General features: G+C 38.9%; 11 protein-coding genes. All 11 read right to left on the bottom strand.

Annotated features, from left to right (window positions below; translation table 11 throughout):
• Positions 1–9: 9 nt before the first annotated feature.
• The 11 genes from Q4493_RS06880 to Q4493_RS06830 all read right to left on the bottom strand — a co-directional run bounded on the left by Q4493_RS06880 (position 10) and on the right by Q4493_RS06830 (position 12,875).
• The gene (locus Q4493_RS06880; protein ID WP_303450694.1) at positions 10–849 is read right to left on the bottom strand and encodes a hypothetical protein; all 840 of its coding nucleotides are present in this window, start codon (positions 847–849) and stop codon (positions 10–12) included.
• 199 nt (positions 850–1,048) lie between these two features.
• Positions 1,049–3,526 carry a beta-N-acetylhexosaminidase gene (locus Q4493_RS06875; protein ID WP_303450692.1) on the bottom strand — a complete coding sequence of 826 codons (2,478 nt, stop codon included), beginning with the start codon at positions 3,524–3,526 and terminating at the stop codon, positions 1,049–1,051.
• Between the two features lie 11 nt (positions 3,527–3,537).
• A complete protein-coding gene (locus tag Q4493_RS06870; RefSeq protein ID WP_303450690.1) occupies positions 3,538–4,986 on the bottom strand; it encodes a sodium:solute symporter family protein in 1,449 nt (482 codons plus the stop codon).
• 47 nt (positions 4,987–5,033) lie between these two features.
• Positions 5,034–5,420, bottom strand: a complete 387-nt coding sequence (locus Q4493_RS06865; RefSeq protein ID WP_303450688.1) for a RidA family protein — start codon at positions 5,418–5,420, stop codon at positions 5,034–5,036.
• A 42-nt stretch (positions 5,421–5,462) separates the two neighbouring features.
• Entirely contained in the window at positions 5,463–6,995 is a 1,533-nt protein-coding gene (locus tag Q4493_RS06860) for an amidohydrolase family protein (protein ID WP_303450685.1), read from the bottom strand.
• Position 6,996: 1 nt separating this feature from the next.
• The gene (locus Q4493_RS06855; RefSeq protein ID WP_303450683.1) at positions 6,997–7,848 is read right to left on the bottom strand and encodes a MurR/RpiR family transcriptional regulator; all 852 of its coding nucleotides are present in this window, start codon (positions 7,846–7,848) and stop codon (positions 6,997–6,999) included.
• Complete coding sequence (locus Q4493_RS06850) at positions 7,848–9,155, bottom strand: amino acid deaminase (RefSeq protein WP_303450680.1); 1,308 nt, start codon at positions 9,153–9,155, stop codon at positions 7,848–7,850. The genes Q4493_RS06855 and Q4493_RS06850 overlap by 1 nt, the downstream gene beginning before the upstream one ends.
• 230 nt (positions 9,156–9,385) lie before the next feature.
• Entirely contained in the window at positions 9,386–10,297 is a 912-nt protein-coding gene (locus tag Q4493_RS06845; protein WP_303450677.1) for a LysR family transcriptional regulator, read from the bottom strand.
• 143 nt (positions 10,298–10,440) lie between these two features.
• Positions 10,441–12,021, bottom strand: coding sequence for a S41 family peptidase (locus Q4493_RS06840; protein ID WP_303450675.1), 1,581 nt, complete (start codon positions 12,019–12,021; stop codon positions 10,441–10,443).
• Positions 12,022–12,127: 106 nt separating this feature from the next.
• Positions 12,128–12,574: an SRPBCC domain-containing protein gene (locus Q4493_RS06835; protein WP_303450674.1), complete on the bottom strand. Its 447-nt coding sequence runs from the start codon at positions 12,572–12,574 to the stop codon at positions 12,128–12,130.
• Position 12,575: 1 nt separating this feature from the next.
• Positions 12,576–12,875, bottom strand: coding sequence for a helix-turn-helix transcriptional regulator (locus Q4493_RS06830; protein ID WP_303450671.1), 300 nt, complete (start codon positions 12,873–12,875; stop codon positions 12,576–12,578).
• Positions 12,876–12,968 lie beyond the last annotated feature (93 nt).

Here is a 12,968-nt window from a genome sequence, read left to right as displayed (position 1 = left end):
TTAAATGTTTTATATTTTTGAACGTTTTATTTTTGAACGGATAGATAGAATAAATATTGATAAAAACAGAATGAAAGAAGAAGGCTCTGGCACACTTGTAGGTGGCTGGCCAACATGAATTTGACGCACATCATTAAGGCCTAATTCTCCGAATGATTTTTGCATAGCCGGGGTAACGCCAGGGGGAATAAAACCAAAGGAAGCTTCTATCATCCCAGTAATATTTAAACTTTCACCTGCTAATAAGGTATGTGAGAAGTTGAAATACCCTGAATCTGCAACTGGACCACCATAAGGAGGAGGCAAAGGGGCTCCATTATGCTCATTACCAAAATCAGCATCTGAGATGATATCTGAATATAAGAACTCATCATTGTTATCATAAAGACTGATCAAAGAGCTAGAAAAGCCGCCAAATTCTGTGCTGACTTCGTTTAGAAAATTAAAAACAAAATAAAGCTCAAAAGTGTCTGTTGCATGAGTGTTTTCTATATACATATTAAAATCAAAGGCAACAATTTCATATTCTACAGCATGCGAGAACAAATTAGTGTTAAAGCTTAACTTCTGATCTGTATCTGTAATGGCGACATTACTCGTATTATCTCCAACAACATCTAATGCTCCAGGAAGGTTAGAAGGATTAACTTGACTCGAATTCGAACCAACAGACATGCTACCCGTAAATGTTGTATCCGGTGTGATCCACACGCCAGAAACTTGGTCAATTGAACCAAGGGCAATACTGCCTTCAACGGTTAAGTCTGATGTAATAATTGATGCGGAGATAGAAAAATGAGTGAATAGTAAAAAAGTGGTTAATATTATTTTTTTGTTAAAATTTATCATGTGAGTCCTTTCTTTAGTTTTTAGTTTTTCTCAATAAAGCAATTATTGAACCACGCTAACAATACTTAAGAAAAGCAACATATTACCACTAACGTGAAAATCTTAATTACGACATATGTAAAGGTTTCTGACAGTTTCATATTGATCTATTACACGCCAAATAGGTGTAATAGATCGATTCTAATACAAATTTTCCACATTATGCTTTACACGCGTCGAGTAGTTTTTCAACAAACAATCCAGAAGCCAAGGAAATCTCTCTTACATTTCGATGTAAATTAGCTAAGTGCTGCTTAATGCGCTTCACTTCGGGTGTTCTTATTTTAACGCCTGCTAAGCAACTATGCGCAACGGTTAATCCTAAGGTATTGATGGTTCTTACATCGTAAACAACTTCAGTTAGTGTTGATAACTTTGGGTTTTTCTTGATAATTTTTATTGCCTCGTCATAACTCGTATGCCATTGCCTCATGGTATTTACTATCGTTTGTAATCCGGCTTTATCGCCGCCTTTAAAGGCATAAAGTTGTTGCTGCATACTGACCAAAGCTAAACTTTCAGTCGGCAGATAATCAACAAAGCTATTTAAGCCAGCTCTTTGGTGATATTGACCTTTTTTAAACTTTAAATGATGGCGAGTATAGTAATGTGCTGGCTCTAATTGTTCCGCTAACATCATCAAAGAACTTAGCCTTGTCTCGGGAAATACTAGCCCACGAATACCGTTAATATTCTGTTGTAAATGATGTAATCCCAACTTAGCCGCACTAGCATTTATTTTAAATAAACGTTGGTACATCTGATTGATATTTTGTCTTGATTTTGCTGACCATAATCGTTCTGCAATTGCAAAGGTACGTGGCCAAATACGGAGATCAATATTTTTTTCTGTAACAAGCTCTGTCCATAGTGTTGCTTCGCCGCCAAGAATATTTTTTTCATGCTCAGGTAAAATATTGGGTAATAATTTAACGCTAGTAAAATCAAATTCATTTATCTGCTGGCCTTGCACATCATAATGAGCGTTACCCACTAAAATACGGCCAGTTAAGGTGGTTGGGTCAGACAAATCAAATTCACCACGTGTTGGCCCCATCCAGCTATCTACAGTAAAATTGATTTGCGTCTGTTGTAGAGTTAATTGACGTTCAAGTTGCACTTTTTGATAGTGATTATTATTTAATTTAACATAGGCATGGATAAGATAATTATTGCGACTAACCATAGCCAATGTGCCTTGTACCGCATTGCCTTTTAAACGTGGCATAGTAAATTGCCACGCCGAAATCGTATCTTCACTACTTGGTGTAACTACTGCATTTGGCCGCTTTGCTAACAATTCATTACGATAATGATAAGCACTGCTCTGTGGTTGATCGATATAAAAGCCCGTCGACAATAACCCTTGGTATTGATTGGCCGCAATTTGACTTAAAGATTCCATTCCTCGCCATGACTGCACCATAATATCTTTAGGTAATTTAGGGTGATAAATTTCATCCCAACCCATCATTTTTCGCTGATGTTTTGTCAGAATAGTTTGTACTTTTTCATTAAAATGTACTTGTAACTCATGGCTGTCTTTAACGTTGTTTTCGGCCATATACTGTTGAACCGCTTCACTTTTTTGCCACTGTATGGGGTGAACTTCATCACCACCAATATGTAAATACTCATCAGGGAAAAGTGAAGTAAATTCCGCAACAATTTTATCAATAAATACGTAAACATCAGGATTACTTGGGTCAAGTAATGGGTCGAAAACACCCCAACCATCTTCCATTGAGTAACGCTTTTTCTCGGTAATTAATTCAGGGTACGCCACAGCAATAGCTGATGCGTGACCTGGCACATCAAATTCAGGCACAACACGAATACCTAACTGACTTGCATAGTGAACAACGTCTTTGATTTCTTGTTGGCTGTAATATTGTCCGTCAGACGCTAATTTATGTAATTTAGGGTAGGCTTTTGATTCAAATCGCCAACCTTGATCATCGGTTAAATGCCAATGAAAGACATTTAATTTGGCAATAGCCATACCATCAAGTTGACGTTTTATTGCTTTAACTGAAATAAAATGACGAACACTATCAATCATCAAGCCACGCCAAGGAAAACGAGGAAAATCATTTATCACAACTTGCGGTAAAATCGTAATTTGTGATGAGTTATTAGCGGCAATTAATTGCATAAGCGTCGCTAAGCCATGTAAGGCACCAAAGTCATTATTCGCTAAAATATCAATACCTTGTTGAGATATTTTTAACTGATAACTTTCATCATTGTTAAGTGTTGGTTGATAGTTTTCGTGTGCTTTGCCTTGGTTGATGATCAAATTGATTTTACTAAACCCTTCACTATCAACAGACGGTTGTTGAATAACTTGATGCCCTAGCTTTGCAAATTGGCTAACGACACGTTTGTTTATAAATGATTGACGTTTTTCATGAACACCTTGTACCTTTAATTGCACATTCTTTGTTAACGTGTATTGTTCAGGCAATAATTTTACTGACTGTGGATAAGGCATCAAAGCCAATGACTTTTCTTGCGCGCTGGCCTGTTGCGTGAACATCATCATAAACAAACAGACGCTAATAACGATAATTTTTGCCATTGATAACTTATGGTTTGATAAGGTCATGTTGTAAAACTCATAATAAATATTTCTCATTCAGTAATTACCTAAAACGATTCCATTTCTGCACGCTCAGCATTTAACTTTGCTAAGGCCTGTTGGGTATTCAACGTAGATTGTCGCGTTAAAACTGTCACTATCACACCGGCAATAATACCGCTTATTAAGGCTGGTATTACAGGGTTACCCCAATATTCACTCCACGCTGGCTGTAAACTTACCGTTAATGCCGCACTCATCGACGCTAATAAACTAGCCATCGCCCCTTGCCAATTATAACGATGCCAAAAGCGCCCTAATAAGCCACAAACACACATGCCTGACATTAAAATTGCGATCATTTTGGTGATATAAGAAATAATATCATTGGAAAGTAACGCAAAACCTAACGAGATACTAATGGTGATCACTAAGCTGATTCTTGATAACCACACAACGCGTTCTGGTGTTGGCATTTTTCCCATAACCAAACGATAAAGGTCACGAAGCGCAACACTCACTCCAGCAATAGCATCAGAGCTAGCACTTGATAGTGTGGCTGATATGCCTGCGATGATAATAAATACACCTAAGCCTAATGGCATTACATTTAATGCAATATGTGGAAAGGCATAGGCGGCATTGGCTAATTCTTGGTTCATAGCAAATGCACTCATGCCAATAATGGCAGGAATAATCGAAAAACCTAAATACAATAAACCTGAATAGATAAACGATTGTCGAATCGACTTAACATTTTTGCCTGAATAAATGCGTTGTCTAAATGAAGGGGTCGCTAAAATCCCCACTAAAATAGCTAAAGATAAAGAAACTGCCGGTAAAACGCCGATTTTATCCAGAGCAAACCATGAAATATTCGCACTTGGTTGTGCCTCAATCATCGCTTGCCACCCACCGACATGTTGCACCGAAAAAATCGCCATCAAAATAAAGCCCGTAAATAAAATGAGCGCTTGAATAGAGTCGGTCCACACCACAGCAGTATAACCACCAATAACAACATAAATGGTAAAACTAATCGCGATAAACAGCTTAGCCGTATTAATATCTAAGCCGGTTAACCAAGATAAATACATACCACCACCAATAATATGTGCCCCTAGCCAACCTATGCTTGCGACATAAATAACGATGGCGATCACATTTTTAATCACCGGATGAGCGCCAACATAAAAAGCAATTTCTTCACTCATGGTCATAAATTTATACTGACGAACCGGTGCAAAAATCCATGCGAGTAATAAAATACCAATAGAACCGCCTATGCCATAAAGCATACCAGCCCAACCGTTGTGATAGGCAAAACCGACAGCGCCCATAGAAGAGCCTGTTCCAACCATAGTAGCAACCGTTGTACCTAAAGTTAGTAATAACGGTAAACTGCGGCCACCAAGCAAAAAATCTTCGCCAGAGTGATGCTTTCTTGAAACAAACCAACTAAGCGCGATCATTGCCAATGCATAAATAATAAAGGCAATGATAAAGGTGCTTTCCATAATATTATCCTATCATTTAACGTGTATTTTACTCGCGAAAAACAGTGTTATGGTGCTTTGTAACAAGTCACATCCACTTCAACTTTACAATCCACCACCAAATCAGCAACGGCACAAATTCGTGCTGGGGGATGTTCGCCAAAAAACTCTTTAAATACTTTATTGAACGATTGAAAGTATCGCGCATCGGTCAATATCACTTTGACATGTGCCACATGCTCTAAACCGTAACCGGCATCGGTCATAATTTTCAGACAGTTCTCAATGGCGATGCGTGATTGCTCAATAATGCCTCCTTCAACAACTTCACCATCACGCATTGGCGTTTGTCCGGAAACCATTAACCAACCACCGGCTTCCACGGCACTTGAAAAAGGTAAATGTTGTCCGCCTGTTCCCACGCCACCATCTGCGCCAAATCGTTTAATTGTCATTTTAATACCTCGTTATGTAAGTTATTTGTGTTGTGTTCATTACTATTTTTCTAATGTCTGTTCATTAAAATCAGACGTTACGCTATGTTCATGTTTTAAAAACAAGCCGGCTCTTGAAGTTTCATCGGTGATCGCACCTTGCTCTTCTTGATAAGTTAACTGACCATTCACCCATAAAAATTTAACGCCAATTGAACGTTCAAATGGTTGCGAAAAACTTGCTTGGTCTTGAATATTTTCAGCATCAAAAAGGACTAAATCGGCGAAATAACCCGTTTTGATAAAGCCACGTTTTAATAATTTAAAATTTGTTGCCGACAAGCCAGTCATTTTATGAACAGCTTGCTCAATGGAAAGGAGTTTTTTGTCGCGAGTAAAATGCCCTAACACTCGCGGAAATGAGCCCCATAATCTCGGGTGGGGATGAGGATCACAAGGCAAACCATCAGAGCCAAACATGCTACTTGGAAACTGCACTATGTCTTCAACATCTTTTTCATTCATGCCATGATAAACCGCACCGGCAGGCATCAGTTTTACAGCAGCATCATATAAAGATAATTGCCATGCTTTCGCGATGTCTGCTAAGGTTTTTCCTGCCATACTTGGCTCAGCATCCGACCAGGTAATAAATATTTCAAAGTCATCCGTCACTTGCTTTAAATCTAAGGTACTTGAGCTGGCATGATAAGGATAACAATCACAAGCAATTTCATGTGACTGTTGTGCTTTTTTAACATGAGCGATAACCTCTTTCGCCCTTCCCCAGTTTTGCTTGCCGGCACACTTTAAATGTGAAATAACTACGGGCGAGTTTACTTTTTTTCCTAAAGAAAACGCTTCATCTAACGCGCCAATAATACCGTCAAACTCGGTGCGTAAATGCGTGGTATAAATAGCATCAAAATTTGCCAGCTCTTTAGCTAAACTTGCTACTTCATCACTAGGCGCTGCTTGAGCATTTTTATAAGCAAGCCCGGTACTAAAGCCTTTTGCCCCTTGTGCTAAGGCTAACTTTAATAATGCCGACATTTTTGAAATTTCTTTGCCGCTAGCCGGTTGGGATAAATCATCCATTACTTGTGCGCGTAACGCAGTGTGCCCAACTAATGCCACAACATTCACGTTGGGTTTTTGCTCGGAAAGCTTAGTCGCATAGCTGGCTAAATCGGCAAATTGAAACTCTGTTGATTGACCCAGTAAATTAATCGGGTCGGGTAACACGTTTTTAAGCGAATAAGGACTAGCACTAATTCCGCAGTTGCCGACAACAACCGTGGCAACACCTTGGCTAATTTTCGCCATCATTTCTGGATTGCGCACCACCTCAAGATCATCATGGGTATGTACATCAATAAAGCCAGGCGCTAATACCAACCCTTGACCATTAATTACGTTTTTTGCTGTGCAGTTAGACAAGTCACCAATGGCAGCAATTTTATTACCTTTTATTGCAACGTCTTGTGTGATGCCTTGCTTACCAGAGCCATCAATGACCAAAGCTTGACTAATAACCGTATCAAAAACACTCGATTCTCGTTCAGCGTTCAAGGCCTTTAGGGTTTTCAATACCATATTAATCACCTAGCGGCGCACGATTGTCACCGTCGCGATGTTCATCTAGATGGAGCTTTAAACGGCGTAATTTCTCACGAGATTTGCGTTGATTTTTTACCGCAACTTCACTGGCCAAAATATCAATCGCAGCCATCATCACATAACGTGAAGCACTCGGTTTAAAAATATAATCCACTTCTTGCGTTTGAATGGCTAAGTGAACGTCTGCGATAGCTGACAACTTGCTTTGTGGGCAAATCGCAATCACCTTAGCGCCATATTCTTTAGCTATTGTCGCGGCTTGATAGACATCAGGACTGTCGCCACTTAACGATAAACAAATAACCACATCTTTAGCATCAACGGTTGCAGCTGTCATACGCATCAACATGGGATCAGAATAGGCATTACTTTTAATGCTCAGGCGAAACAATCTATGGTGGCATTCTTGTGCCATCACCGTACTGCCTCCACCGACACCAAAAATTAAACAATGATCGGTTTGCACAATAAGTTGCGTTGCTTGCTGGATGACCTCATCAGTGATCAAACCGGCATTGAGGGTTAACGCATCATGGATAGATTGATAAATGGCCGAAATTTCTTTTTTATCGACTGTTTTATCTTCAGTAAATCGTTGCCCTACTGCCGCAGATTGGGCAAGTTGCATCTTTAAGTCACGAACATTTTTACAATCTAGTGTTTTTGCTAAGCGAGTGATTGACGCATGACTGACGCCTGATTTTTCTGCCAAAAGATGAATCGGTAACTGAGTAACATATTCTAAATTTTGGCGAATATATTGAGCAATTTTTTGTTCTGAACGTGGCATATGGTCAAAACGTTGATTAATACGAGCGATAATATCCATTAGAAGTACGTCGCTATTTGTTGAGTCACCCGATAATTGTCATCGACAATGGCAATTTTTCGCCATTTATCTAAGGTTAAGCACGGATGAGAAGTTGAAAAACACAACATATCGCCAGGTTTAATATCATCATTTGCACCAATTTCCATCATGCAATGTTGATCCATGATCTTAGTTACTTGCCAATGTTGAGGGCTTGATTTTGGCGAAGTTTGTCCCGGTCTAAAATGCAACTCTGGCGTAGGCAGACCTGCATCAAATGCCGCATCACGCTTGCCTAAGCCAATTATCGCCAACCCTTTTTCAGGCACTGAATGTACATACGCCCACACAGTTAAACTTGACGTTAAATCGCCGCCGTTTTTGTCGCGAATATCACACGCTAATTGGCTACGATTGATCACGGAATTTTGCGCGTCTTGATAAATACCTGTGTCATGAATTAAATAACAACCTGGTCGAATAACAGGGGTGAAGTTTAAGTGTTGTGTCTTGGCACTTAATTGCTTGGTAGTTAATTGCTTGGTAGTTAATTGCTTGGCAACTACATCGTACCACGCAGATCCGGCGCCGGTGATAATCACCTCTTGTTGATGAAAGGCCTTTTCTTGCTGCAACTGGATAAATAATTGCTTAATGTTTTCGATAAATTCAACGATTTTATTGGTGGCGTTATCACCATGAATAACCCCTTCATAAAAACTTATTCCTGCCAATTGCAGTTGAGGATAGTCAGCAATAGTTTCCACTAATTGATGGATGTTAGTTAAATCACGCCAACCGCAGCGACCGCCTGCAACACCAATCTCAACTAATAGCTTAAGTGTGACCTTTTTATCGGCAAAATAATGACCAAGCCATTGAACATTTTCTATCGAATCAACAAAGCAATAGAAATCGAAAGCCTCATCTTGTAATAAGGGTAGTAATTGCTGGCAATGAAACTTACCGATTAACTGATTAGCTAAAATAATGCGTTTAATGCCATGTTGATAAGCGTTTACCACTTGAGGAATTGTCGCCAAGCTCATGCCCCAACAACCGGAGTTTAATTGTAATTTGAATAACTCAGGCGCCATTGAAGTTTTGCCATGCGGGGCTAATTTTACTTGTGCCTGCTCACTAAAACTTTGCATCCATTGAGCGTTATGGAAGATATCTTTCTCGCGCAACACCGCAATAGGTAGACTGACTTCTTCGGCAAGAATATTCCAGCCTTGCGTTGGCAAACTGGCTAAATCGCCTGAGCCTTTTTCAAAGGTTAAGCCTTGCTCATCATAGGAGGCAGCATGTAAATGACGGTTCATAATCAAAGTTCCTTCAGCACCACAGTAAGCATAAAACTTACGGCCTTAATAGCGGCATACTTTACCGTTATTAAATAACCAAAACAACAATAAAAAACCGTTACTTACTAACATTCTTTATCGGTTTATTTCAACATTATTTAAAAAATCATTTAAATTTCAAAGAGAAAACCTGAACAATCACCTTGTTATCAACTCACTTTAAGAGAGAAAAGGTGTGGCTGTAGCGGCTAGTTTTGCAATAAAGCGATGACACTTTCAGCTGGTTCAGCGATTAAAGGCTGATTGGCATACACTAAATGCCAATATAAAGTTAAGCCATGTTCACCTAAAGGGATCAGTTTAATATCTGCGTCATACGATAAGCGTTTTAATTGATTTCTCGAAAAGATTGAGACGCCTACGTTAGCTTTAACTAATTCGATGATCGCGTCATTAAACCCTACTTGTAGCACCTTTTTAGGTATGACACTCTCCGGTTTAAAGAACAACTCATATTCACGATCTTTTTCCGGCACGGTTGAATTAGTCACATAGGTTTCATCGAGAAAATCACTTGCAATTAAATAGCTTTTATTGGCATTTTTATGTTGTGTCGAAAGACAAGCCACCAGTTCATCTTGATTTAAACAATGGGTTTTAAAGTTTTTTTCATCTAATTCAAGCTCAGAGCTAGCACTTGAAATCATCGCAATATCTACATCATGATTAAATAATGCATGCAGTGGTTGATTAGCGGCTTCGGAAGAAATTTCTAATTCAATATTAGGATGCTGATGATTAAAACCTTGGATTAATTTGGGTAACCATTGAAAAGAAGCATAATGCGGCAACCCGATGCGTAACACTTGTTCAATGCCATCGGTTAAACGCGAAATATCATGTTCTGCCCGCGCTAATTCTTCCAGTATTTTTTTCGCCGATTGTAATAAGCGTTTGCCAGCATTCGACATAATGATTTTACGACCTCGCCGATAAAACAGCGAGGTGTTTAAACGCCTTTCTGCTTCACGGATACGGTTTGTCAGCGCTGGCTGTGTGATAAATAACGCTTGCGCGGCTTCTTTTACCGTTTCGCAACGCTCTAACTGACAAATCATTTTTAAATGACTAATTGATAACTGACTTTTCGTGATATCCATTTTCATCATCTCAGATACGGGTCTCAAGTATGTGGATCAGGTAAGTTTATCGATACGCGACAGGTAATCATTTATTTACCGTATAAACAAAAAAACTCATTCAAAAACTGAATGAGTTTTTTAAATCATATCAAATAAAGTTATTACTTGTTGAGTAAAATTCGATTTCGAGAGAACTTGCTACGAGCTCGTGTATCTTCTACTGAAAATTGATAATCAATGAATTGCTTAACTGCCGCTTTAGTGGTTTCTTCCGTTGCTATAACTTCAGGACATTGGCCATTTTCAAGATAATACATGGCAGTTGAAAACATGCCTTCTTGTTGATCACCTAAAGGCTTAGTGAGATCATCTACCGCATCACAGCCTTGAATATCGGTCTGATATATCGGTGCGTCACTTGGTGAAAAACCGTCAGCATAATCACCAAAACCTTGATCGTTCACGCCTTTAAACTGCACAGTAAAGTAAGTGGTATCACAATTATCTGTTGGGTAAAAACCATAAGGTTTACCGCAAGTCGTTGAGCCAATTTGAATTACTTCAACTCCAATGCCACGTAAGCCATTAATAAAAGCCTCACTAGCAGAACATGTGCCTGCTGATGTTAGCACAAATATCCGAGATAAATTCAGCGTTGGCAACTGAATACCGCCACGAATGTAATCGTCATTAAAACCAATGGTTTCTTGGTAAAATGGCGTTGGCGATAAACTATTGCCGGTTACCGGATTGGTATTGGGGTATTTATCGTTAAAAATAGTTTGCTCAAAAGTGCGATTAACCGTTTGATTACCCGCTACCATATAACCTAATTGACTTGCTAACGCTAAATAACCGCCGCCGTTATAACGAAAATCTATCACTAACTCATCCACATTGGCTGCTTTTAATGTAGAAACAGCGTCGTATAATCCTTTTTCCGCGGTCGCAATATGATCATTAAACACCATATAACCGACAGTATTAATATCCGTTTCAATAACTTTAGTTAAAGGCACAGGATCAGAAATAATTGTTTGAGCAGTTAATGTTACTTCTCGTGGTTCTTCACTGTTTAAATCACGAATAAGAAATACGCTTTCTTGACCATCTTCACTGGGAAATAAGCCATGGTTTAAGGTATCAATACTGGCAGCATCATTAGCAGACGCGACATTTACGCCGTCTACTTCAACAATAATTGCGCCACGGTTGACATTAGCGTTAGCTGCCGGAGTGTTAGGATCTGAATAAGTAATGGTAATTGTTCTTTCAACGCCAACACCTTGTTCGATACTGATATTAAAACCGAAGCCGACTGATGAGCCAGACGTTGAAAGGTTTTCCCATTCTTCTGCGCTCATAGAAAAGTGAAATTGATCTTTTAGTTTTCCTGAAGGCGTAACTGCAGTGGTGACAAGTTCATCGAAGTATTCTAAAACGGTAAACGGCGCCGGGTCTTGATCGAAAATTTCATCGTACCAAAGATAGGTATCATTACTGTATGAACGTAACCATAGCTTTTCAGCCATTGCTGAGCCAGAGCCCGCTGCGCATTGGTTCGCTAATTGAGTGTGAGAAGTAAATTCACCTGCTACCCAAGTAGGCGTACTAGTTGAATTACCGTTGCCGTTGCCAGCAAAAGAATTTGAACCGTTAGAAGAGCCTGAACCACCACATGCCGTTAACGCTAAAACACCGCTCACTAGCAAACTTCTAAAAAAATAATCTTTTAAAAACACTTATTACTCCTACTTAAATCCATTTATCGGGCAATAAATTTACCTGATATTTGAAATAGGTCATAGAAAAAAATCGTATATTTTTTTAAACTTGCTAAACACTTAGTCACACTTCAATCATTCGGCACTGCTCTAGCATATAATTTTCTAAATCAGTCAGTTCTTGTTGCCAACCTGCTACATTTTCTTGTCTGTGTTTTGCTTGTGCAAAACCTGATTCAGTTAACGTTAATGCGGTGCCACCATTTTCTATTGAAGTAAGTGACCACTCTACTAACGTAGATTGTTTCTCATCAAACGCAACGCCTTGTTTATGCATCCATCGCCAAGCAAAATAATGTGGCGCCTTAATGCTTTCAATACGCATAGCAAACTGCCCTTCACATTCATCTTGCCACTCAAAATAACCTAGCTCGCCTTCTTTTAATTTAAAACTTGCAGCAGAGCCAAACCAAAGCTGAATTTTTTCAGGACAAGTGATAGCTTGCCATACATGTTCGATAGATGCGTTAAAGGTAACGTCCCTGACAATTGAATCAATATTATTTCGCATGTTAATCTCCAATAAATTTTTCTAAATTGTTAAGTTTGTCATCCCATTGTTGCGCAAATGGGGCTAACCAATTAAACAAGCTTTGCATCGCTTTAGGATCTAATTTATGAATGCGTTCTTTACCAACAAATTCTGCCTGTACAATTTTGGCTTTTATCAAAATATTTAGATGCTTAGTTATGGCTTGTCTAGATACTGATGAATTTTGCGTTAACTCTTTGATCGACTGATTACCGCAATGATGCAAAGTTTCGATAATATGTCTTCTCTGTTTGTCTGCCAAAGCGGTAAAAATATTCATAAGATATCCGTAATTTGTAACTACCTTAAAGTAAGCAACCAAAAGGTTGCATGTCAAGTTTTAAAAATAAACACTTGAAAATAAGATTAAGCT

This window comes from Colwellia sp. 1_MG-2023 (assembly GCF_030546755.1).
Lineage (GTDB): Bacteria > Pseudomonadota > Gammaproteobacteria > Enterobacterales > Alteromonadaceae > Thalassotalea_H.
This window is presented reverse-complemented; position numbering and strand designations above follow the sequence as displayed.